Raw genomic sequence first — 21,634 nt, 5'->3', positions numbered from 1 at the left:
CGGCGGGGCACCGGCCGGCACGCGTGCGAGGACCACGCGAGGTCGTCCTCGTGAACCCGCGCGACGCCGTCGCCGAGCCGGCCGGACTACGGGTGATCGACGGGGCGGGCGCCCCGGTCGCGCCGCTGCTCGACGTCCGAGGCCTGACCGTCACGCTCAACCCGGACTCGCACCCGGTCACCGTCGTTCGCGATGTCAGCTTCGCCATCAACCCCGGCGAGATCGTCGGCATGGTGGGGGAGAGCGGCAGTGGCAAGAGCATGACCTCGCTGGCCCTGCTCAAGCTGCTGCCCGGCATCCCGCACCGCGTCGAGGGACAGGCGATGTTCGAGGGCGTCGACCTGGTGGGTGCCAGGCCCAAGACCATGAACCGGCTGCGCGGCAACCGGATCAGCATGGTCTTCCAAGAGCCGATGACCGCGCTCGACCCCGTGTTCACGGTGGGCTACCAGCTGGCGGAGACGGTCCGGGCGCACCGCGACATCTCCAAGAAGCAGGCACGCCAGCTGGCGATCGAGATGCTCGACGCCGTCGGCATCCCGCTGCCGGCCCGACGGGCCGATGAGTACCCCCACCAGCTGTCGGGAGGAATGCGGCAGCGGGTCATGGTCGCCATCGCCCTCATCTGCGAGCCGAGGCTGTTGATCGCCGACGAGCCGACGACGGCGGTCGATGTCACGATCCAGGCTCAGATCCTCGAGCTGATCAGGCGGCTGAGCCGAGAGATGGGCACTGCCGTCCTCTTCATCACCCACGATCTCGGTGTCGTCGCCGAGCTGTGCGAGAAGGTCGTCACCCTCTATTGCGGGGAGGCCGTCGAGGCCGGGCGAGCCGCCGACGTCCTCGCCTCGCCCCGACATCCGTACACCTCGGCGCTGCTGCAGTCGATCCCCAGGATGGAGGCACGCCATGCCACCCTGCAGCTGATCCCGGGCCGCGTGCCGCAGCTCGGGCATCTGCCGGAGGGCTGTCTGTTCCACCCGCGCTGTGCCTTCGCCACCGACGAATGTCGTTCCTCGGCCCAGGTGCTGCACGCCGCCGGTGACGCGGACCGGCTGGTGCGCTGCTGCCGCGCCGAGGAGCTCGACCTCCCCGGGAGTGAGGCACATGCGTGACGAGACCAGCCCCGCGCTCGTCGTCCAGGATCTCGAGGTCCAGTACAAGCCGCGTGGCGGCGGGCAGCCGATCCGGGCCGTCGACGGCGTCTCCTTCACGCTCAACCGTGGGGAGACCCTGGGCCTGATCGGTGAGTCCGGATCCGGCAAGACCAGCCTGGCGCGGGCGCTGATGCAGCTCGTCCCGGTCTCCCGCGGCCATGCGAGGGTGGGCGGCACCGACTTCGCGACCCTCAAGGGCGCGGCCCTGCGCGCCGCGCGGCCCAAGCTGCAGATGGTGTTCCAGGACCCGACGGCCTCCCTGGACCCGCGGATGAGGATCGGTGACAGCATCGCCGAGCCGCTCGTCGTCCAGCGCCGCGGCTCCAGGGCGGACCAGCGCGAGCGGCTCGCCACCGCTCTGTCCCTGGTCGGCCTCCACCCGGACCACGCCGAGCGGTACCCGCACGAGCTCTCCGGCGGCCAGAAGCAGCGCGCCGGCATCGCGCGCGCGCTGATCCTCGAGCCGGAGGTCATCATCTGCGACGAGGCCGTCTCCGCGCTCGATGTCGCGCTGCAGGCCGAGATCCTCGAGCTGCTCAAGCGCCTGCAGCGCGAGCTCGGCCTGTCCTACCTGTTCATCACCCACGATCTGGGTGTCGTCGCGAACGTGGCCGACCGCGTCGCCGTCATGTACCTCGGTCGACTGGCCGAGCTGGCGGACGTCGGATCGCTGATCGACCGGCCGCGACACCCCTACAGCGAAGCACTGATCTCCGCCCAGCCGCGGTTCGTCCCTGAGCCCGGCTGGGAGCGGATCGTGCTCAACGGCGACCTCCCGAGCCCTGCTGACCCACCCTCAGGATGCAGGTTCCGGACGCGTTGTCGCTACGTCGTCGAGAGGTGCGCAGCGGAGGAACCCCCGCTGCGTGAACTCTCCTCGGGCCAGTCCGCCGCCTGCCATCTGGGCGGAGAGCTGCACCTCCAAGGGCTCAAGGGCAACGGGACGGCTGCCACCCACGGCTCCGAGGAGCCGCCGCACCACCACGTCGCACCGACATTCGGGATAGCTCCCCAGAAAGGCTGATCAGTTCATGTTCAAGCGAGCAAGGAAGGGCACGGTCGCGGCTGCGGCTGCCGTCGCCCTCGTCGGCGCCCTCGCTGCCTGTGGCAGTGACGGCGACAGCGGTGGATCGGACGCCAGTGTGTTGAGGATCGCCTGGGAGAACCCAGGCTCCCTCGACCCGGTCAAGTCGATCTCCGGCGCCGACCTTCCCGTGCAGTACACGATCTACGACGCGCTTCTCGACTACGACCCCGAGACACTCGAGCTGAAGCCGGCTCTCGCCGAGTCCTGGGAGTTCACCACGCCCACGACCCTGGACCTGACGCTCCGCGACGACGTGAAGTTCCAGGACGGCACGGACTTCGACGCCGAAGCGGTCAAGTTCAACATCGAGCGCTCCCAGCAGGAGGGCTCGACCTCGGCCGCGGAGCTCAAGGGCGTTGTCGGCGTCGAGGTCGTCGACACCCACGAGGTGGTGCTCGACCTCGACAAGCCCAATGCGGAGCTGCTGGCCACCCTGGCCGGCAAGCCCGGCCTGATGGTCTCGCCGAAGGCGGCACAGGCCGACACCCTCGGTGAGCACCCGGTCGGCGCCGGACCGTTCGAGTTCGTCTCGGCCCGCAATGGCGCGGAGATCGTCGTGAAGAAGTACGACGGCTACTGGAACTCGGACCTGAAGCGGGCCGACCGCATCGAATTCAAGATCATGGCGCTCGGGGCCACGCCCGTGAACGCCCTGCTCACCGGCCAGGTCGACCTCATCTTCAAGCCTCCCTTCCAGGACCTGAAGACGATCAAGGCGGACTCGCGTTTCCAGGTTTCCGAGCCGCTGACCATGCAGTCGGACCGGATCTACATCAACGCCAAGCTGGCGCCCTTCGACGACGTTCGGGTGCGCCAGGCGCTCAACTACGCCGTAGATCGCGATGCTCTCCTGAAGACGATCTACGGCGGTACCGGAGAGACCGCATGGACGATCTTCTCCAGCAACCACTGGGCCGACAACGCCGACATCGTCCCCGACCAGACCCACGACGTCGCCAAGGCGAAGCAGTTGCTGGCCGAGGCCGGACACGCGGGTGGGATCAAGGTCAAGATGATCACGCGCAATGACCCGGTCGCCTCCCGGATGGCGGAGGTGCTGCAGGCTCAGCTCGCCGAGGCGGGCATCGACCTCGAGCTGGTTCCTCTCGACAAGTCCGAGGCCACGACGAAGTTCATCGAGGAGCAGAAGGTCCCACTCAGCCTTTCGGCCGCCTCGGGTCGCGTCGGTGCCGCGGACACGTTGACGGCTTACTACGGGGCGGATGCCTACCTGAACGCCGGCAAGTACGACATCCCCGGGCTGCAGGCCGCACTCGACGGTGCTCGTGCGAGCGACGACCGCGACGCGCAGCTTCCCTACCTGCTCGAGGCGCAGCGGCTGATCGCCGATGCCGCGATCGGCGTCGAGCTCGTGCATCCGCCGTACGCCGCCGCGATGACCAAGGAAGTCAAGGGATACACGCCCAGCATCGTCACCATCCCGAAGTTCGCGACGATCTACCGCGAGCAGTAGGAAGCAGCACGGACATGACCACCCCACAGATCACGGTGGCGCTGCCTCGGGGCAGCGCCACCCGGCGGGCCGCGTTGGCGCGGGCCACGAGCATCGGCCGCGGCATCGCACTGCGCCTCGTCCAGATCGTGCCGACCTTGCTCCTGGCGAGCATCATCATCTTCGGGCTCCAGGCGCTCATCCCCGGTGACGTGGCGACGGCGATGGCCGGCGACGACGCCTCACCCGAGACGATCTCCGCGCTGCGTGAGCAGCTCGGGCTCAACGACCCGATCTACGTCCAGTTCTGGCACTGGTTCGGCAACGTGCTGCAGGGCGATCTCGGGACCTCCGCCGTCAGCGGCATCTCGGTGAACCAGATCATGGCCGAGCGGCTTCCCGTCACGCTCACCATCACGGCGGCGTCGATGATCGTGATGGCGGTGGTCGGCGTTCCTCTGGGCGTGCTGGCGGCCCTGCGCAGGAACAGCCGGATCGACGGCTTCGTCACCGGTCTGTCCACCCTGGGACTCGCGATCCCCAGCTTCTGGCTCGGCATGATGCTGATCCTCGCCTTCTCGATCAGCCTGGCCTGGTTCCCCGCGACCGGCTACGTCTCGCCCTTCGACGATCCCGTCGCCGGGCTGAAGTCGATCGCCCTGCCCGCGTTGGCCCTGGGCGCGGCGGGCGCCGCCGAGGCCTGCCAGCAGACCCGGAGCGCGATGATCGAGGTGCTCGAGTCGGATGCCATGCGCACCCACCGCGCGAAGGGGCTCTCGACCGTGTCGATCGTGTTCAAGCACGCGTTGAAGAACGCCGGCATCCCCATCGTGACCATCATGGGCCTGCGCCTGAGCGAGGTGATCGGCGGATCCGTCGTGGTGGAGACGCTGTTCGCGCTGCCCGGGCTCGGCTCCGCGGTGATGCTCGCCATCACCCAGCGTGACTACATCGTGGTCCAGGCGGTGGTCCTCGTCACCGTGCTCCTCGTCATGGCGACCAACCTCCTCGTCGACCTGGTGTATCTGGTCGTCGACCCACGCATGTCCTCCGGAAAGCGGTGAGCCCGATGCCTCGTCGAGACAGGCTGCGTCTTCCCGCGGTGCTGGGCCGGATTCTCCAGGACCGGCGCGGCAAGCTCTGCGTCGCGTTCCTGGTGTTCATGGCCTTGGTGATGGTGGCCGCACCCCTCCTCGCGCCGTACCACCCGAACCAGCAGAGTCCGGACGCCCTGCTGGGTCCGTTCACCTCCGGTCACATCCTGGGGACCGACGACCTCGGCCGCGACGTGCTGAGCCGCCTCATCTACGGATCGCGGGTGTCCGTCACGGCAGCTGTGATCGCGCTGGCGTCGGCGCTCGTCGTCGGCTTCCCCATGGGCCTCGCCTCGGGATATCTGGGCGGCTGGGTCGATGCCGCGCTGATGAGGCTGGCGGACACCCTGCTGTCCTTCCCCGGTCTCATCTTCGCGATCGCCATCGCGGCTGTGATGGGGCCGAGCCTGCTGAACTCCATGGTCGCGATCGGCATCGTGTTCTCGCCGACGGTCGCCCGCCTGATCCGGGCGCAGCTGATGAGCCTGAAGAGCGAGCCGTACATGGACGCCGCGCGCACCTTCGGCAGCACCGACCGCCATCTGATCGTGCGCCACGCGATCCCCAACTCGATCCAGCCGCTGCTGGTCCAGTCGTCGATCCTGCTGGCTCGCGGCCTCATCGCCGAGGGCAGCCTGAGCTTCCTCGGCCTGGGGGCCCAGCTCCCCACGGCCAGCTGGGGCTCGATGCTCTCCCGGGCGTACGCCTTCATCAGGGAGGAGCCCGTGCAGATGGTGGTTCCAGGACTGGCGATCGTGCTGACCGCGCTCGCCTTCACCGTCCTCGGCGATGTCGTCCAGACCGCGCTCGACCCGAAGCGGCGCCGCTCCCGCCGAGCGACCCCGGCCGCACGACGACCCGCCGAGACGGCCAGCTGAGCCGGCAGCACTACTCGTCCTTCCACCGCCATCCACCACCAGGAGATGTTTCCCGTGCTCGACCTGCCCCGTCGATCCGTCGACGTCGACGGCGTCCAGACCTCGTACGTCGATCAGGGCGACGGTTCGCCGATCGTCCTCATCCACGGCGGTGACCCCGGTCGCGGGTCGACCGGAGCCTCGATCTGGCATCGCAACATCCCCGGCCTGGCCCGCACTCACCGGGTGGTCGCGCCCGACCGGCTCGGCATCGGCTGGACCGACAACCCCGCGTGCATCGATGACTACCGGATGTCCCGCATCTGCGCACATGTCGAGCGGTTCCTCGATGTCGTCGAGGTGTCCGGCGCGACCGTCGTCGGACAGTCCCGCGGTGCCTTCGTCGCGGCCCACCTGGCCCGCGTCCGGCCCGATCTCGTCGACCGGCTCGTCGTCGTCAACAGTGCCTCCTTCGCGCCCAAGCGAGCCGCCAAGCGCAAGGTCACCATCCAGAACTTCCAGGGCCTGCCCGAGACGGTCGAGGACGACGAGCGCTGGCTGTCGGTAGGACACGGGCACATCACCGCGGCCTGGGTCGCGGAGGCCCGGGCCATGCTCAGCACCGACAAGGCGACTCGCGCCCGTCGGCAGTTCGCCGAGGCGGCCGAGGCCTACTACGCCGAGATGGAGACGCTGAAGAGCGACCTGCTCGACTGGTACCGCGCCGGCAACGGGCATCAGTCGCGGCTCATCGTCTGGGGCGTCGGCGATCCGTCTGTGGGCATCCAGGACGGGCTCGACAGCTTCGAGGTGCTGCGCCGCAGCGAGGCCACGACCCGGATGTACGTCATCGACCGGGCCGGCCATCACTGCTTCGCGGAGCAGCCGGAGGAGTTCAACCGTCAGGTCCTCGACTTCATCCGGCACGACCGGGCGACGGTGCGGAGCAGGCGATGAGCGCCCTCGCCGCGACCGCGTCCGGTGAGGCGGTGCGGGCCATCGACCTCAACTGCGACGTCGGCGAGGGGTACGGCGCCTGGGCCTTCGGCAATGACGAGGCGCTGCTCGACATCGTCACGAGTGCCAACATCGCGTGCGGCGCGCATGCGGGGGATCCGTCGACGATGCGGCGTACGACCGAGCTCGCGGTCGAGCGCGGCGTCGCCATCGGCGCCCACGTCGGCTACCCCGACAGGCAGGGCTTCGGCCGGCGATCACTCGGTATCGACCACCGGGAGCTGGCCGACGAGGTGCTCGCCCAGCTGGGCGCCCTCCAGGTGTTCGCCCGCGCGGCGGGCGGGCGGGTCGCGTACGTGAAGCCGCACGGAGCTCTCTACCACGCCGACGCGGCGCACGCGGGCGCGGTCCTCGACGCCATGGAGGTCTTCGACCCCACCCTCTCGCTGCTCGCGGCCCCCGGCTCGGCGCTGCACCGCCAAGCGGGGGAGCGGGGGCTCGAGGTGGTGCCCGAAGGATTCGCGGACCGGCGCTATCTCGCCGATGGCCGCCTGGCCCCGCGCGGTGAGCCCGGTGCGGTCATCGATGATCCGCGTGAAGCGGCGAGCCAGGCGCTCCAGATCTGTTGCGAGCGCGGTGTCCGCGACATCGGCGGTGACTGGCTTCCCCTCGCCGTGGCCAGCATCTGCGTCCACAGCGACACCCCGGGAGCGGTGCGGATCGCGAGCTCGGTCGTCGCGGCGCTCACCGAGATGGGCATCGCATGCCGGACCATGGGGTGATGCGCGTGCTTCCCTACGGCGACCGAGCCTTCCTGCTGGAGTTCGACGACGTCCACCAGGTCATCGCGCACCACGCCGCGATCGTGGCCGCCGCCCCACCGGGCATCGTCGAGCTGGTCCCTGCGGCGCGGACCATCCTGGTCGAGGTCGATGTCTCGCTGCGCACCCTGGACGACGTCGTCCGCGAGGTCACCGCGCTCGACCCCCTCCCGCCGGACGCCGACAGAGTGACCCCGTTGGTCGAGGTCCCGATCAAGTACGACGGCCCCGACCTCGCCGACGCCGCGTCCGCCGTCGGGCTCAGCGTCGAGAGCTTCGTGCGCCGTCACGCCGACCAGGCCTGGGTCGCCGCGTTCACCGGCTTCGCGCCCGGCTTCGCCTACCTGGTCGGTGAGGACGAGTGGGAGATCCCGCGCCGGGCGTCGCCGCGGGTCGCCGTGCCCACGGGCGCGGTCGCCATGGCCGGGCCGTTCACCGGCATCTACCCCCGCGAGTCGCCGGGAGGCTGGCAGATCATCGGGCACACCGACGTCGTGCTCTGGGATCTCGACCGGGAGTCGCCGGCGCTGATCCCCGCGGGCCACCGGGTCCGGTTCCGGGAGCGCACGTGAGCGAGCACGCCCTGGAGATCATCGAGGCGGGCCCGTTGGCCACCACCCAGGACCTGGGCCGGCCCGGCCTGATGAGCATGGGCGTGCCGCGCTCCGGCGCCGCCGACCGCGACAGCCTGCGGCTCGCGAACCGGCTGGTCGGCAACCCGGAGGCGTCGGTCGGCATCGAGGCGACCTTCGGCGGCCTCAAGGTGCGGGCGCGTGGCCTGCTGACCGTCGCGCTGACCGGTGCCCCCGCCCAGGCGCGGCGCAACGGACAGCGGGTCGCCCACAACAGCGTGGTGCGGCTGAGGGACGGCGACGTGCTGGCGCTCGGCGCCCCGCGGGCCGGGGCCCGCACCTACCTGGCCGTACGCGGTGGGCTGCTGCCAGGGCTGGTGCTGGGCTCCGGCGCCACGGACGTGCTGTCCGGACTCGGCCCGCCGCCCCTGACGATCGGCGTGGTGCTCCGGGTCGGCACCTCCCCGAACGCCCTGCCCGACATCGACCTGGCGCCGCGGCCGCGACTGACGAACAGTGCGATCGAGCTGCCCCTCACCTGGGGCCCCCGGGCCGACTGGCTGACGACGGAGTCGCGTCAGCGGCTGCTGGACACCGCGTGGACGGTCACGCCGACCTCCAACCGGATCGGGCTGCGGCTCTCGGGAGACCCCCTCGACACCCACGCGGACCGCGAGCTGCTGAGCGAGGGACTGGGCCAGGGCGCGATCCAGGTGCCGCGCGAGGGTCGGCCCATCCTGTTCCTGTCCGACCATCCCGTCACCGGCGGCTATCCGGTGGTCGCCGTCGTCGACTCCACCGCGATCGACGCGGCAGGACAGGCCGTGCCGGGGCAGACCATCCGCTTCCGGCTCTCGCGGGGGCGGGCGACCCGGTGACCCGGCGCGCTCACGCCTGGTGGTGACGCAGCACCTCGTCGAGCCGCAGCCGGCCGGTGGGGATCGCGCTGGGGCCGGTCCGCGCCGGCCTCGGCCCGGGGCGACCGAGGGCGATGGCGTGGTCGGCGCGCCAGCCCGGGTCGGCGCCGACGAGGTCGGCGGCGGCCCGGCCGTTGGCCTCGGGGAAGAAGGTCACCGGGCAGCTGCCGAGACCCTCGCGGGCGGCGAGCAGGCAGACGGTCTGGGTGATCCGGCCGAGGTCGAAGGGGGTGTCGCGGCGGGCGGTGGGCTCGTGGTGCAGCTGGACGAGCAGGCTCGGCGCACCGGCCGCCGGTCCGGCGTAACCGCCCAGCCGGGCCAGGGCCGCGCGGGTGGCGGGGTCGGTGACGTGCACGAAGCGCCACGGCTGGGCGTTGCGGGCCGAGCCGGTCCACCGCGCGCCGTCGACGATCCGCTCGACGACCTCGCGGGGGACGGCGTCCGGCTGCCACCAGCGGCTCGCTCGCAGCGCCGCCCGGCCGAGGGGATCCTGGTCGTCCACCCGGCCATTGTCCCGTCGTACGCCGTCGCCGGTCTTCATCCGGCCTTCATCCACGCCGGCCTACGGTCCCGCCATGACCGCGCTCGTCGAGCACCTCCTCGCCGTCCCCGCCTGGCTGGCCGTGGTGGTGGTCTTCCTGCTGCCCGCCCTGGAGTCCTCGGTGTTCCTCGGCTTCGTCTTCCCCGGCGAGCTGGCGCTGCTGCTCGGCGGCGTGGTCGCGGGACAGGGACACGTGCCCGTCGCCGCGGTGGCGGCGGCGGGCATCGCCGGCGCCGCCGTCGGAGACAGCGTCGGCTACGTCGTCGGCAAGCGGTGGGGCCGGCGGATCCTGGGCTCGACGGTGGGTCGCTTCGTGCGCGCCGACCGGCTGGACAAGGCCGAGCACGCGCTGTCGCGCCGGGGTGGCTGGGCGGTCCTGATCGGCCGGTTCACGGTCGCGTTGCGAGTGCTGGTGCCGGGCCTGGCCGGGATGAGCCGGATGCCGTACCGCCGCTTCCTGCTCGCCAACCTCACCGGCGCGGTGCTGTGGGGTGGCGCGATGGTCGCGGCCGGGTACCTGGCCGGCAGCAGCTGGCAGCAGGTCGCCCACCAGATCTCCGACGCCGGGCTGGTGCTCACCGGCGCGGTCCTCGCGTTCCTGGTCGGACGCCACCTGATCGGTCGCCTCCGCCGCGGCCACACCACTACCGTGGAGTCGTGATGCGCGTGCTGGTCGCCGAGGACGACGTCCGCCTCGCCGACCTGCTCGACGAGTCGCTGAGTGAGGCGGGCTGGGACGTCGACGTGGTCCACGACGGGCGCACGGCGTACGAACGGCTCCTCGCCGGCACCGAGTACGACGTCGCGCTGCTCGACTGGATGCTGCCCGGCAAGGACGGGTTGAGCGTGGCGCGGCAGCTGCGCGGCCTCGGCCTGCTGACGCCGATCCTGATGCTCACCGCGCGCGGCGAGGTGCGCGACCGGATCGACGGACTCGACGCGGGCGCCGACGACTACCTGCCCAAGCCGTTCGACCTCGACGAGCTGCTGGCCCGGCTGCGCGCGCTGTACCGCCGCAACAGCCTCACCGGCGTGGCGCCGGTCCAGGTGGGCGACCTGGTCGTCGATCCCGGGGCGCGGCGGGTGACTCGCGCCGGCCGGGAGGTCACCCTGTCGGCCCGCGAGTTCGACATCCTCTTCCTGCTCGCCACCCACGCCGGCCAGGTGGTCACCCGGCTCACCATCCTCGACGAGGTCTGGGACGGCGAGACGGACCTGCGCAGCAACGTGATCGACGTCCACCTGGCCGCTATCCGCGCCAAGATCGACCGGCCCTTCGGCACCCGCACCATCACCACCCTGCGCGGCGTCGGCTACCGGCTCGACCCGCCGGACCGCGCTCCATGAGCCGGGGGCGACCACGCACCTGGCCGCTGCGGACCCGCCTGGTCGCGGGCTTCTCCGTCGCGACCTTCGTGGTGCTGGTGGCCGCGGGGGCGTTCGTCTTCTGGCGCGTCGACTTCGCTCTCGACCGCGCCCTCGACACCGAGCTGGCCCACGGCGTCAGCACTCTGGGGCCGCTCGTCGGCGACGACGGGCGCCTGAGTGACCGCGACGCGGCCGAGGCGGTCGGACTGGCCTGGCAGGTGCTGGACGCCGACGGTGCCGTCGTCGACCGCGGCGGCCCGGCCGGCACGACGCCGATGCTGGCCACCCACGGTTACGGCGAGCGCGACGTCGACGTGCGGCTGGTGACCGGGCGGGCGTCGTACCGGGTCCGGGTGGTGGGTCTGCCCCACCAGCGCCGGCTGCTGGTGGGCGTGCGGCGCGACCACGAGGACGAGGCGCTGCGCGAGCTGCTGGTCCAGCTGGTCCTCGCCGGCCTCGGGACCCTGCTGGTCACCGCCTTCGTGGGGGACCGGCTGGCTCGCGCGGCGCTGCGCCCGGTGGAGCGCTACCGCCAACAGGCCGCCGCGATCGCGGCCGGCGCGGCCGACCTGCGGCTGGAGGTGCCGGCCGGGCGCGACGACGAGGTGACCCGGCTCGGCCACACCTTCAACGACATGCTGGCCGGGCTGGAGCGGGCCCTGGAACGCGAGCGCCAGTTCGTCGCCGAGGCCAGCCACGAGCTGCGCACGCCGGTCACCCTGCTCACCGGCCGGATCCAGCTCGCGCGGCGCCGCCGACGGACCGTCGAGGAGCACGAGCGGATCCTCGGGGAGCTGGCGATCGACCTCGACCGGCTGGCGCGACTGGCCGACCAGCTGCTGCACGTGGGCGCCGGCCGGGCCGAGGGCACGAGCGACCTGGTCCAGGTGGTCGCGCGCGTGGTCGAGGAGCGCCGGGTCGCCGACCCGGCCGGCGCGACGACCTGGGAGGTCGAGCTGCTCGCGGACGCGGCGCCGGTCGCGGTCGCCGACCACGACCTCGAGCGGCTGCTCACCAACCTTCTCGACAACGCCGTCCGCCATGGCGCGCCACCGGTACGGCTCACGGTCGACCGCCCGGTGCCCGCGTTGACCCGGCTCCGGGTCGCCGACGCCGGGGCCGGGATGCCGCCCGAGCTGCTCGCCACCGCCACCCAGCGCTTCACCCGAGCCGAGGAGGCGCGGTCCCGGGTCGGGGCCGGGCTCGGGCTGGCCCTGGTCGCCGGACTGGTCGAGCGGGCCCGCGGCCAGCTGCGGCTGTGCCAGGCCGGGCAGCACGTCGCCCGGCCGGCGGGCGTGGTCGACCTCGCCTGTGACCACGGCCCCGAGCTGACGGTCACCGTGCTGCTGCCCCTGGCGGACGGCGACACCGCCGAGGTCACGGATTGATCACACTTCCCCTGCTCCGCGGGCCGGTCCTGGGGCCGAGGCGACACGGAGAGCGCGGATCGGCCTATTCTCCGGCCCATGCCGGAGACCGCTGAATCAGACGTCCGTCACCGCCGTCGCCGGATGACCGGTCGCGACCCCCACGAGAGCCACCGGGTCTCCAGCCCGCTGGAGCTGCTGTTCGACCTCACCTTCGCCGTCGCCTTCGGCACGGCGGCCAACGAGCTCGCGCACGCCCTCGCGGCGGACCACATCGTGCCGGGCATCGTCGCGTTCTGCTTCGCGACCTTCGCGATCTCGTGGGCGTGGATCAACTTCAGCTGGTTCGCCTCGGCGTACGACACCGACGACTGGGTCTACCGCCTGACCACGATGCTGCAGATGGTCGGCGTCCTGGTGCTCGCGCTCGGCCTCAAGCCGATGTTCGAGTCGGTCACCAAGCACGAGGACACGCTCGACAACGACGTGATGGTCTGGGGCTACGTCCTGATGCGGGTCGCGATGGTGCTGCAGTGGCTGCGGGCCGGCTCCCACGACACGGCCCGCCGCGACGTGGTGCGCGTCTACCTGATCTCGATCCTGGTGGCGCAGGTGCTGTGGATCGTCTTCGCGCTGACCGACCTCCCCGTCGGCCTCACCTTCGCGCTGCTGGTCATCCCGTTCCTCATCGAGATCGGCGGTCCGGTGTACGCCGAGACCCGCCTCGCCGGCACCCCCTGGCACGCCCACCACATCGCCGAGCGCTACGGCCTGATGGTGATCATCGCGCTCGGTGAGGGACTGATCGGGACCATGGCCTCGATCAACGTCCTCGCCGAGGGTGGCCTGACCTGGGAGATCGGGCTGCTCGCGCTGGCCGGCACCGCGCTGACCTTCGGCATCTGGTGGAGCTACTTCGTCGTCCCGGCCGGCGAGATCCTGCACGTCCACCGGGAGCGCTCGTTCGGCTTCGGCTACGGCCACCTGCTGGTGTTCGGCAGCATCGTCGCGGTCGGCGCCGGCCTGCACGGCGGCGCCACCTATCTCGAGCACCACACCCACCTGAGCCTGGTCGGCACCGTGCTCACGGTCGCCGTCCCGGTCGGGATCTATCTCCTGGTCTTCTACGCCGGCTACTCCTCGCTGACCCGGACCTTCGACGGGCTGCACGTCGCGCTGCTCGTCCTCAGCGCGGTCGTGATCGCGGCCTCGCTGGCGATGGCGGCCGCCGACGTCGAGCTGGTCTGGTGCCTGCTCGTGCTGTCCCTCGCGCCCTGGGTGACGGTGGTCGGCTACGAGGCGGCCGGGTTCCGGCACAACGCCGCCGTGCTGGAGGAGCTCGCCGAGTGACCCCCGTTCGGGGGGCAAATTGGTCGGTATCTGGCATCCTGGGGTCCGGTGGCCGGGACGACCGGCCTACCGTGAAGTGGGACAGGTACACCCAACGCTGACGAGTGGCTCCCCGCGGGCAGCACTGGTTGAGCCTGTCAGTTCGTCGATTCATCCGGCCGGTGGGGCCGATCAGGGTGGGGCGGTGGACCGTGCCGTGAGAGCGGCCGGGCGCCGGCTTTTTGGGGGAGCAATGGAGTTTCAGTCCGAGGAAGAGCTGCTGGAGCAGGTCCGGCAGGGGGACGAGGCCGCGTACGGCGTCCTGTTCGTCCGGCACCGCGCGTACGCCCTCGCCGTCGCGCGACGGGTCGTCGGGCAGCGCGACGCGGAGGACGTGGTCGCCGAGGCGTTCGAGCGGATCTTCGCGATCCTCAAGGGCGGCCGCGGGCCGACGACGACCTTCCGGCCCTACCTCAGCGTCACGGTCCACAACGTGGCGGTCAACCGGCTGCGCGGGCGCAGCCGCGAGGTCACCACCGAGCCGGCCGACCTGATCCCGCTGCTCGTCTCGGACGACACCTCGGGCAAGCACCTCACCAACCGGGTCGTGCGCGACGCGTTCACGACGCTGCCCGCCCGGTGGCAGCAGGTGCTGTGGCTCTGCGAGGTCGACCGGGTGCCCCACGACGAGGTCGGCGAGCTGCTCGGCATCAAGCCCAACGCCGTCGCGGCGCTGGCCCTGCGCGCCCGGCGCGGCCTGGCCGACGCCTACCTCGCGCAGTACGCCCGGTCCGCCGACTCGCTCGAGTGCAAGAAGGTGATCGGCTACCTGCCCGGGTACGTCAACGGCCACCTCACCCGGGCCCGCCAGGAGGCCGTCGACCGCCACCTGCGCACCTGCAACACCTGCCCGATCGCCATCCTCGAGCTCGGTGAGGCCCGTCGCGACGTGGGTGCGCTGCTCGCGCCGCTCGTCGTCTCGGTCGCCGCGACCGGCGCGGTCGGCGCCACCGCCGTGGGCGGGTTCGGCGCGGTCCTCAGCAGCACCTTCGGCAAGGCGGCCACCGGTGTCCTCGCTTCGACGGCGGTCGCCGGCGTGGTCGCGGGCGTCGCGCTGATGGCGATCCGCGCTCCCGAGCCGAGCGAGACGGCGGCCCCCGCGCCGTCGGTCCCGGCCCGCTCGAGCGCGGCCGTCGAGCCGGTCACGCCCGCCCCCACGCACCGGGCGAAGCAGAGGAAGCCGGCGCCGCCCGTAGCGACGCCCGTGGTGGTGGACACGCCGACGCCGAGCGCGGCCACGCCGCCGGTCCGCAAGCGTCCCACCGACCGACTCGAGTACGCCGACCCGACCAAGCCGGCCGGCACCTCCACGCCGCCGCGAGCCGAGTCCGCGCCGAACCAGCCGGCCGTGGAGCCGAGTCCGACCGACCCGACCTCGCCGACGGAGACCCCGACCCCGGTGCTCGGCGACCCGCGGCTCGGCACGCCGGCCGTGGCGAGCTCGCCGTCGGGCCCGGCCTGGCGCCGGGTCACCGTCCAGGTCGACGGCGACGGTCAGGCCGTCCAGGTCGCGCTCGGCGGCGTCGGCGCCATCAGCTACTGCGTCAGCGTCGGCGGCAGGACCGCCGACTGCGCGTCGCGGACCCAGCACAGCCCGTGGGCCGACGTGGTCGTCGCCGGGTCCGGGATCACCCAGCTGACCATCGACGTGAAGGCCGCGCACGCGACCTACCTCACCTTCGCGATCACCGGCGTCGACGGAAGCGACGCCGACCTCGGCAACAACAAACGGTCGGTCGCCGTGCCGTCGCAGGCCGGGTAGGCCGAGGGCTACTGAGGCCAGCGGGCCGAGGCGTCCAGCCACGCGCGGGCGGCCTCGGCCCGGACGCCACGGGCGGCGGCCTCGGCGAGCCGAGCCCCGGCGCACCCGCGCCGGAGCTGGTCCAGCAGATCGGCGTGTACCCGCAGCAGCGCGTGCCGGCGCTGTCGAGTGAGGCTGGGACTGAGCAGCGCGGCCGTGGTCCGCGGGTGGGTGAGCCCCAGGGCGTGCGCCAGCACGACGTCGTCGAGGAGTCGCGGCGCCTCGACGAGGCGTCGCAGCTGCAGGGCCGCGGGATGGAGGGCCAACATCTCGGCCGTCGCCGCGGCCTGCTGCGCCCAGCGTGGGAGGACGACGGTCGTCTCGGCCTGCTGCATCACGTCTCGTAGACAGTCCGCGAGCCGGGATCTGACGCGATCTGGTTTTTCGAGTTTTTCCTTGCTGGGCGCGTCATTCGCGGCATGGACGGGTGTCACCCAGGCATGGAAGCCGTCACCACGCACCACGGGTCGGACGACTCGTCACCCGATCGGGTGACAGGCCGTCCGACCGGAGAGACGCTGCAGCTGCTGCTCGACCATGTCGTCAGCGAGAGCGTCGCCGACCTCGACCGGCCACACGTCCTCACCATCACCGAGGGCGGCCTGACGTACGTCTCCGGGCCGTACGTCGATGCACAGGCCGCGCTGTGCGCGCTCGAGGACGACCGTCGGGTCAATGCCGACTTCGCCGCCGACAGGAGCTATCGCGTCTCGCCGCTCCTGCCGCCGTTCTGCCCCCACCTGGTGCCGCCGCCCGGCGGCAGCGGTGGGTGACGTCGGCGTGTCACCTGAACGGGTGTCATTCCGCCGGGATGCCAGCGCATTTGGTGGCCCGGCTCGTTTCGACTCCTACAGGATGCCCGCAACTGGGGTGGGGCCCCAGTCCGGGCCGGGAGACGTGCGGATCCATGTTGAACGACCCGCCGGCGCAGGGAGCGCCGTGGACATGAAGGGGACAAACCAGTGAGCAAGTGGAGTTGGAGCCACCGTGGGTGGCCGACGTGGGTGGTGGGCCTGGTGCTGGCCCTCGGCGCCACGCTGATGCCGTCGATGACGCCTTCGGCGTCGGCAGACGTCGTCCCGGGAGACACGCTGTGGGTCGGACCGAAGATGCAGGGATACGGCGGCAGTGGCATCCACGGCATCTTCAAGCAGACGCCCGCCGACACCAGCAACCCCGGAACCCCGGACTACTGGGGCTACTGCATCGAGCACGACGTCTCTGCCAAGTCGTACCGCGACGGCGAGGTCGTGGCTGACTCCGAGTACCTCGGTGCCAACCTCTTCAGCGACCCGGCCGTGCAGCAGAAGGTGCTGTGGGTGCTGGCGCACAGCTACCCGTACCTGAGCCTGGCGGACTTCCGCGCGGCCGCGGGCACGCCGAACCTGACGGTCAACGACGCGATCGAGGCGACCCAGTACGCCATCTGGCGTTACACCGACCTCGGCTTCGACGCCAACTGGAACTTCTCGAGCCCGGACGGTGGCACGGCCTACTGGTATCTCGTCAACGGCGCCAACGCCAGCAACGGCACGACCACCTTCCCGTCCGTGACCGCGTCGGTGACCGCTCCCGCGGGCGCGCAGCAGGCCGGCACCCTGGTCGGTCCGTTCACCGTGCACACCAACCAGCCGACCGTCGCCGTGACCGTCGCTCCCGGCGTCGCGGTGACCGATGCCTCCGGCACCGCGATCAACACCTCGGCCGTCGTCGACGGCCAGCAGCTCTACCTCGACCTGCGCGGCTCGACGACCGCCGGCTCCGCCACGGTCACCGTGACCGCCCAGGGCGCCGGTGGCAGCGGCAACATCATCTCGGTGCCGAACACCGCGGGGGGCACCCCGACGGCGGCGGACCACGCGCAGACGCTCATCCTGATCGAGCCGAGCGACGCCACGACCACCGGCTCGGCCGCGGTCACCTGGACCGCCGCGCCGACGCCGTCGATCGGCACCACGCTGGTCGACCAGGCCGACGGTGACCACACCATCCCCGCGGGCGGTGGCACGGTCGTCGACACGATCGCGTACCAGAACCTGACCCCGGGCACGTCGTACACGGTGACGGGTGAGCTGCGGAAGAAGTCGGACGGCTCGGCGACCGGGATCACCGGCACCCAGACCTTCACCCCGACCCAGGCCAATGGCACGGTGGACGTGACGTTCACGGTCCCGTCGGGCTACGCCGGCCAGCAGCTGGTGGCGTTCGAGGAGCTGAAGGTCACCGGGCAGAGCGCGGTGGTCGCGGAGCACAAGGACATCAACGACGCGGCGCAGACCGTCTCGGTCACGCCCAACCCGTCGATCGGGACCACGCTGGTCGACCAGGCCGACGGTGACCATGTGATCCCCGCCGGTGGCGGCACCGTGGTCGACACCATCGCCTACCAGAACCTGGTGGTCGGAACGTCGTACACCGTGACCGGTGAGCTGCGGAAGAAGTCTGACGGCTCGGCGACCGGGATCACCGGCACCAAGACCTTCACCCCGACCACGGCCAGCGGCACGGTGGACGTGACGTTCACGGTCCCGTCGGGCTACGCCGGCCAGCAGCTGGTCGCGTTCGAGGAACTGAAGGTCACCGGCCAGTCGGCCGTCGTCGCGGAGCACAAGGACATCAACGACACGGCGCAGACCGTGACCGTCTCGCCGGCCCCGGCGATCGGCACCACGCTGGTCGACGACGCCGACGGTGACCACACCATCCCCGCCGCGGGCGGGGTCGTGGTCGACACGATCGCGTACCAGAACCTCGTTCCGGGCACGTCCTACACGGTCACCGGTGAGCTGCGGCGCAAGTCGGACGGCTCGGCGACCGGGATCACCGGCACCACGACCTTCACCCCGACCCAGGCCAATGGCACCGTCGAGGTGGAGTTCACGGTCCCGGCCGGGTACGCCGGTCAGTCGCTGGTGGCGTTCGAGGAGCTGAAGGTCACCGGTCAGAGCGCTGTCGTCGCGGAGCACAAGGACATCGACGACGCCGCGCAGACCGTCTCGGTCGCCAAGAGCGTCCCGACGGTGAACACCCAGGCCTCCGCTGCTGCGGTGACCATGGACGGAGCCAGCGTCGCTCTGCACGACGTCGTGACCATCACCGGGTTCGTCGCTGGTGCGACGCCGGCCAGCACGGGCACCGCGACCCTGTACGGGCCGCTCGCCTCGGTCAACGACGAGGTGTGCACACCGGCCAACGCCGTGGGCACGGTGAGCTTCACTCCGGCCAACGGGACGATCACCACGCCGAGCATCACCGTCACCCAGGCAGGCACCTACACCTGGCAGGTCAACCTGAGCGCGGACGACCGCAACCAGGCGGCCGGCCACGCCTGCGGCATGGCCGAGGAGACCACCAAGGTCACCAAGTCCGAGGTCGGCGCGGGGGAGAGGTCCAAGGTCACCTTGACCACCGAGACCTCGCACGCAACGGTGACGCCCGGCTCGCGGCTCTCCGACAAGGTCACCATCACCGGCTTCATCGCCGGTCACGGCGCCACCGGATCGGCCACGCTGTACGGTCCCTTCGCGACCCGCGGCAAGATCGCCTGCACGCCGGCCCACGCCGTCGGCACGGTGACCTTCACGCCGGCCAACGGCACGGTCGAGACGCCCAAGGTGGAGGTGAACCGCACCGGGTACTACACCTGGGTCGCCTCGACCACCGCGGACAGCCACAACACGGCCGCGACGCACGCCTGTGGCCTGGAGTCGGAGACCACTCTGGTCCGCAAGGAGCAGTACGCGGCGCCGGTCGTCAGCACGGGCTACAGCAACGACGGCTGGACCCCGGCGCGGCGTACCGTCGACCGGATCCGGATCCCGTCGCTGGGCGTCAACGCTCGGACGTCGCCGGTCGGCATCAAGCGGGGCACCATGCAGGTGCCGGGCAATGTCGCCCGGACCGGTCAGCTCAGCCAGTCCGCGGCGGCCGGTGACCTGATCGGCACGACGGTCATCGCGGGCCACGTGTCCGACCGCCACGACCGGCCGGGTGCGTTCTGGAAGCTGACCAAGATCCGCAAGGGCAAGGTCGTGACCGTCTGGCAGGGCGGCAAGAAGCTGCGCTACCGGGTGACCGCGGTCGAGAGGTTCTCGCGCAAGGCGAAGCTGCCCGACCGGTTCTTCTCGACCACCGGTGAGCACAAGCTGGTCCTGATCAGCTGCGCCGACAAGGTGACGACCTCGGGTGGTGGCTTCCACTACCGCCAGAACGTGGTGGTCACGGCAGTACCGCTGGGCTGAGCCCGGCACAGACTCCGGCGGCGGTGGCGGTGGTGGGCATCATCCGCCACCGCCGCCGGACTCGCATTCGCTCCCAGCTTCATCTCCAAGAGAGAAGGAACAGACCATGCCACCACGTCCAGAGTTGGGGTATCTGGCCACCGTCTCGGGTGTCATGACCTTGAGCGTGCTGGCCGTGGGCTCCCAGGCCCAGGCCCAGCCCGAACCCGCCGCCGCGGCCCAGGACGGCGTCACCTGCGTGCTGCCGAGCGCGCCGGACGGCAAGGCCGGCGCCACCGGTGCAGCCGGCCCGGCAGGCGACCCGGGACCGGCCGGTGTCGCCGGCGCGGATGGTCCGCGCGGACCAGCCGGTCCCGACGGCGCGGCGGGCGAGCAGGGTGCACCGGGCACGCCGGGGGAGCCCGGTCCGATGGGTGCGCCGGGTGCGCCGGGTGAGCCAGGTCCTCCCGGGGCTCCCGGGCCCGGCGCGGCACGGCTGGTCCATGCTGCACCCGGCCCGATCGACTGTGCCGCCGTACCCGGAGTCTGTGTCGTGGTGCTCCCCGGCCCCGATGGCGCTCCCGGCGCGACCGGAACGAAGGGCGAGACCGGACCGGCCGGTCCCGACGGCGCCGTGGGGCCAGCTGGACCCGTCGGCGCCCCGGGCGTGCCCGGCATCCCCGGTCAGAAGGGCGACGCCGGCGAGCCCGGGCCCCAGGGCTCGGATGGGCCTCCCGGACCTCCTGGGCCTCCGGGCCCCCCGGGAGCCGGCTCGGCGCGCGTCGTTCATGCGGTGGTCGCGACCGACTGCGCCGCCTTCGACCCTGCCTGCGTCACGACCGTCACCGGCGCGCCCGGTCCCGACGGCGGGTCGGGGCCCCAGGGTCCGACCGGTGCGGCCGGTGCCGCGGGTCAGGTCGGGGCACCCGGCGCTGCCGGTCCGCGCGGCGCGGACGGCGCTCCGGGCGCCGACGGCACCAAGGGACCCGCCGGAGAGCCGGGGCCGGCCGGTCCGCCCGGAGAGCTCGGTCCGGCTGGGCCGCCTGGACCGTCGGGGGGCGGTCCGTCGCGGGTGGTGCACGCGGCGGCCGCGACCGACGGGACCGTGCACACCTTCCCGTCGTCCTGCGCTCCAGCGGTCGGCGGCCAGGTCGGCGGCCAGGATGACGGCGCGAGTGGGAGCAAGGGCGGCGGCAAGAAGGACGACGGCGACGTCGACGCGGCCGCGGCGGGCAACGGCTCGGGTGGCCTTCCGGCGACCGGCGCGGCGGGCAGCACGCTCGGCATGCTCGCGCTCGGCACCGCCATGACCGCCGCGGGCGTGGTCGTGATCCGGCGCTCCCGCCCCGCCCGGACCGCCGATGAGTGAGCTTCCGGTGGAGACGGGGGACGCCGCGGCGCCCCCGTCTCCGGCTCCCTCTCCCCGGAGCATCGTCTACCGGCTCTGGAACGGCGTGATCCCGCCGGCGGTGTGCCAGGCGGTGATCGACTCGTTCTCCGACGACGAGCTGTACCCCGCCACGATCCAGCTCGCAGACCGTCCCGTGGAGGTCATCTCCGAGTCGCGCAAGACGAAGCACACCTTCATCGAGCCCGGCCACTGGGCCGGGGCGCTGGTGTCGCACTTCGCCAACCTGGCCAACCTGCTGTGGCGGTTCGACGTGACCGGACTCGGCACGCTGAGCATCCTGCGCTACGACGTCGGCGACCAGTTCACCTGGCACGTCGACGCGCTGAGCTACGACCAGTCCGACTACGGCGAGCTCGGCACCGGGCTCGAGCGCAAGGTGAGCGTGACCGTCAACCTCTCGGACCCGAGCGGCTACGAGGGCGGCGACCTGGAGTTCATGAACGGCATCGGGCAGCTGCTGGCCCAGCCGCAGCTGCGCGACCAGGGCTCGGTCGTGGTCTTCCCGTCGACGGTCGGCCACCAGGTCACGCAGGTCACCTCGGGCACGCGGTACTCACTGGTGGGCTGGATGGTCGGGCCGCCTCTGCGGTGACGGCGGACACGAGACACCGGGGACGGTGGG

20 protein-coding genes are annotated in these 21,634 nt (G+C 71.9%); 18 read left to right on the top strand and 2 right to left on the bottom strand.

Annotated elements, in window-relative coordinates; translation table 11 throughout:
- Positions 1-50: 50 nt before the first annotated feature.
- From JOD66_RS09630 to JOD66_RS09590, 9 genes are read left to right on the top strand one after another with little or no spacing between them, the layout of a single operon-like run.
- Complete coding sequence (locus JOD66_RS09630; protein WP_204836660.1) at positions 51-1,115, top strand: ABC transporter ATP-binding protein; 1,065 nt, start codon at positions 51-53, stop codon at positions 1,113-1,115.
- Positions 1,108-2,181 carry an ABC transporter ATP-binding protein gene (locus JOD66_RS09625; protein WP_204836659.1) on the top strand — a complete coding sequence of 358 codons (1,074 nt, stop codon included), beginning with the start codon at positions 1,108-1,110 and terminating at the stop codon, positions 2,179-2,181. The genes JOD66_RS09630 and JOD66_RS09625 overlap by 8 nt, the downstream gene beginning before the upstream one ends.
- A gap of 7 nt (positions 2,182-2,188) precedes the next feature.
- Entirely contained in the window at positions 2,189-3,718 is a 1,530-nt protein-coding gene (locus tag JOD66_RS09620) for an ABC transporter substrate-binding protein (protein ID WP_204836658.1), read from the top strand.
- Between the two features lie 14 nt (positions 3,719-3,732).
- Positions 3,733-4,761, top strand: coding sequence for an ABC transporter permease (locus tag JOD66_RS09615; protein ID WP_204836657.1), 1,029 nt, complete (start codon positions 3,733-3,735; stop codon positions 4,759-4,761).
- A gap of 5 nt (positions 4,762-4,766) precedes the next feature.
- Positions 4,767-5,669: an ABC transporter permease gene (locus tag JOD66_RS09610; protein ID WP_204836656.1), complete on the top strand. Its 903-nt coding sequence runs from the start codon at positions 4,767-4,769 to the stop codon at positions 5,667-5,669.
- A 54-nt stretch (positions 5,670-5,723) separates the two neighbouring features.
- On the top strand, positions 5,724-6,605 hold the full coding sequence (locus JOD66_RS09605) for an alpha/beta fold hydrolase (protein ID WP_204836655.1): 882 nt from the start codon (positions 5,724-5,726) through the stop codon (positions 6,603-6,605).
- The gene (locus JOD66_RS09600) at positions 6,602-7,387 is read left to right on the top strand and encodes a LamB/YcsF family protein (RefSeq protein ID WP_239545161.1); all 786 of its coding nucleotides are present in this window, start codon (positions 6,602-6,604) and stop codon (positions 7,385-7,387) included. Before JOD66_RS09605 ends, JOD66_RS09600 begins: the two co-directional genes overlap by 4 nt.
- Positions 7,387-7,998, top strand: a complete 612-nt coding sequence (locus tag JOD66_RS09595) for a 5-oxoprolinase subunit B family protein (protein WP_204836654.1) — start codon at positions 7,387-7,389, stop codon at positions 7,996-7,998. The genes JOD66_RS09600 and JOD66_RS09595 overlap by 1 nt, the downstream gene beginning before the upstream one ends.
- A complete protein-coding gene (locus tag JOD66_RS09590; RefSeq protein WP_204836653.1) occupies positions 7,995-8,876 on the top strand; it encodes a 5-oxoprolinase subunit C family protein in 882 nt (293 codons plus the stop codon). The genes JOD66_RS09595 and JOD66_RS09590 overlap by 4 nt, the downstream gene beginning before the upstream one ends.
- A gap of 10 nt (positions 8,877-8,886) precedes the next feature.
- Here the strand turns inward: JOD66_RS09590 and JOD66_RS09585 are convergent, their stop codons facing one another.
- On the bottom strand, positions 8,887-9,456 hold the full coding sequence (locus JOD66_RS09585) for a nitroreductase family protein (RefSeq protein WP_204836652.1): 570 nt from the start codon (positions 9,454-9,456) through the stop codon (positions 8,887-8,889).
- Positions 9,457-9,490: 34 nt separating this feature from the next.
- Between JOD66_RS09585 and JOD66_RS09580 the strand changes: the two genes are divergently transcribed.
- The 5 genes from JOD66_RS09580 (at position 9,491) to JOD66_RS09560 (ending at position 15,342) form a co-directional block, all read left to right on the top strand.
- On the top strand, positions 9,491-10,117 hold the full coding sequence (locus tag JOD66_RS09580) for a DedA family protein (protein ID WP_204836651.1): 627 nt from the start codon (positions 9,491-9,493) through the stop codon (positions 10,115-10,117).
- Positions 10,117-10,803 (top strand): response regulator transcription factor, encoded by a 687-nt coding sequence (locus JOD66_RS09575; protein WP_205126313.1) that lies wholly within the window; start codon positions 10,117-10,119, stop codon positions 10,801-10,803. The genes JOD66_RS09580 and JOD66_RS09575 overlap by 1 nt, the downstream gene beginning before the upstream one ends.
- Entirely contained in the window at positions 10,800-12,212 is a 1,413-nt protein-coding gene (locus JOD66_RS09570; protein ID WP_204836650.1) for a sensor histidine kinase, read from the top strand. Before JOD66_RS09575 ends, JOD66_RS09570 begins: the two co-directional genes overlap by 4 nt.
- A 123-nt stretch (positions 12,213-12,335) precedes the next feature.
- Positions 12,336-13,541, top strand: coding sequence for a low temperature requirement protein A (locus JOD66_RS09565; protein ID WP_204836649.1), 1,206 nt, complete (start codon positions 12,336-12,338; stop codon positions 13,539-13,541).
- Positions 13,542-13,773: 232 nt separating this feature from the next.
- Positions 13,774-15,342 carry an RNA polymerase sigma factor gene (locus JOD66_RS09560; protein ID WP_204836648.1) on the top strand — a complete coding sequence of 523 codons (1,569 nt, stop codon included), beginning with the start codon at positions 13,774-13,776 and terminating at the stop codon, positions 15,340-15,342.
- A gap of 8 nt (positions 15,343-15,350) precedes the next feature.
- On the opposite strand, the gene JOD66_RS09555 is transcribed toward JOD66_RS09560, so the two are convergent.
- A complete protein-coding gene (locus JOD66_RS09555; RefSeq protein ID WP_204836647.1) occupies positions 15,351-15,716 on the bottom strand; it encodes a hypothetical protein in 366 nt (121 codons plus the stop codon).
- 156 nt (positions 15,717-15,872) lie between these two features.
- Between JOD66_RS09555 and JOD66_RS09550 the strand changes: the two genes are divergently transcribed.
- The 4 genes from JOD66_RS09550 to JOD66_RS09535 all read left to right on the top strand — a co-directional run bounded on the left by JOD66_RS09550 (position 15,873) and on the right by JOD66_RS09535 (position 21,604).
- Positions 15,873-16,154, top strand: a complete 282-nt coding sequence (locus JOD66_RS09550) for a hypothetical protein (RefSeq protein ID WP_204836646.1) — start codon at positions 15,873-15,875, stop codon at positions 16,152-16,154.
- Positions 16,155-16,343: 189 nt separating this feature from the next.
- Positions 16,344-19,622 (top strand): VaFE repeat-containing surface-anchored protein, encoded by a 3,279-nt coding sequence (locus tag JOD66_RS09545; protein ID WP_204836645.1) that lies wholly within the window; start codon positions 16,344-16,346, stop codon positions 19,620-19,622.
- A 772-nt stretch (positions 19,623-20,394) separates the two neighbouring features.
- Positions 20,395-20,970, top strand: a complete 576-nt coding sequence (locus tag JOD66_RS28305) for a hypothetical protein (RefSeq protein ID WP_239545159.1) — start codon at positions 20,395-20,397, stop codon at positions 20,968-20,970.
- Entirely contained in the window at positions 20,963-21,604 is a 642-nt protein-coding gene (locus JOD66_RS09535; protein ID WP_204836643.1) for a 2OG-Fe(II) oxygenase, read from the top strand. Before JOD66_RS28305 ends, JOD66_RS09535 begins: the two co-directional genes overlap by 8 nt.
- Positions 21,605-21,634 lie beyond the last annotated feature (30 nt).

It is taken from the genome of Nocardioides nitrophenolicus, from assembly GCF_016907515.1.
Classification (GTDB): domain Bacteria; phylum Actinomycetota; class Actinomycetes; order Propionibacteriales; family Nocardioidaceae; genus Nocardioides; species Nocardioides nitrophenolicus.
Note: the sequence above shows the minus strand (reverse complement) of the source record. Positions and strands in the feature narration are given on the sequence as shown.

What these genes read in the sequence shown, in the direction of transcription:
- JOD66_RS09625 (WP_204836659.1), top strand. Translation starts at nt 1,108, where the DNA reads ATGCGTGACGAGACCAGCCCCGCGCTCGTCGTCCAGGATCTCGAGGTC.
- JOD66_RS09620 (WP_204836658.1), top strand. Translation starts at nt 2,189, where the DNA reads ATGTTCAAGCGAGCAAGGAAGGGCACGGTCGCGGCTGCGGCTGCCGTC.
- JOD66_RS09615 (WP_204836657.1), top strand. Translation starts at nt 3,733, where the DNA reads ATGACCACCCCACAGATCACGGTGGCGCTGCCTCGGGGCAGCGCCACC.
- JOD66_RS09610 (WP_204836656.1), top strand. Translation starts at nt 4,767, where the DNA reads ATGCCTCGTCGAGACAGGCTGCGTCTTCCCGCGGTGCTGGGCCGGATT.
- JOD66_RS09600 (WP_239545161.1), top strand. Translation starts at nt 6,602, where the DNA reads ATGAGCGCCCTCGCCGCGACCGCGTCCGGTGAGGCGGTGCGGGCCATC.
- JOD66_RS09595 (WP_204836654.1), top strand. Translation starts at nt 7,387, where the DNA reads ATGCGCGTGCTTCCCTACGGCGACCGAGCCTTCCTGCTGGAGTTCGAC.
- JOD66_RS09585 (WP_204836652.1), bottom strand. Translation starts at nt 9,456, where the DNA reads ATGAAGACCGGCGACGGCGTACGACGGGACAATGGCCGGGTGGACGAC.
- JOD66_RS09580 (WP_204836651.1), top strand. Translation starts at nt 9,491, where the DNA reads ATGACCGCGCTCGTCGAGCACCTCCTCGCCGTCCCCGCCTGGCTGGCC.
- JOD66_RS09575 (WP_205126313.1), top strand. Translation starts at nt 10,117, where the DNA reads ATGCGCGTGCTGGTCGCCGAGGACGACGTCCGCCTCGCCGACCTGCTC.
- JOD66_RS09570 (WP_204836650.1), top strand. Translation starts at nt 10,800, where the DNA reads ATGAGCCGGGGGCGACCACGCACCTGGCCGCTGCGGACCCGCCTGGTC.
- JOD66_RS09565 (WP_204836649.1), top strand. Translation starts at nt 12,336, where the DNA reads ATGACCGGTCGCGACCCCCACGAGAGCCACCGGGTCTCCAGCCCGCTG.
- JOD66_RS09560 (WP_204836648.1), top strand. Translation starts at nt 13,774, where the DNA reads ATGGAGTTTCAGTCCGAGGAAGAGCTGCTGGAGCAGGTCCGGCAGGGG.
- JOD66_RS09555 (WP_204836647.1), bottom strand. Translation starts at nt 15,716, where the DNA reads ATGCAGCAGGCCGAGACGACCGTCGTCCTCCCACGCTGGGCGCAGCAG.
- JOD66_RS09535 (WP_204836643.1), top strand. Translation starts at nt 20,963, where the DNA reads ATGAGTGAGCTTCCGGTGGAGACGGGGGACGCCGCGGCGCCCCCGTCT.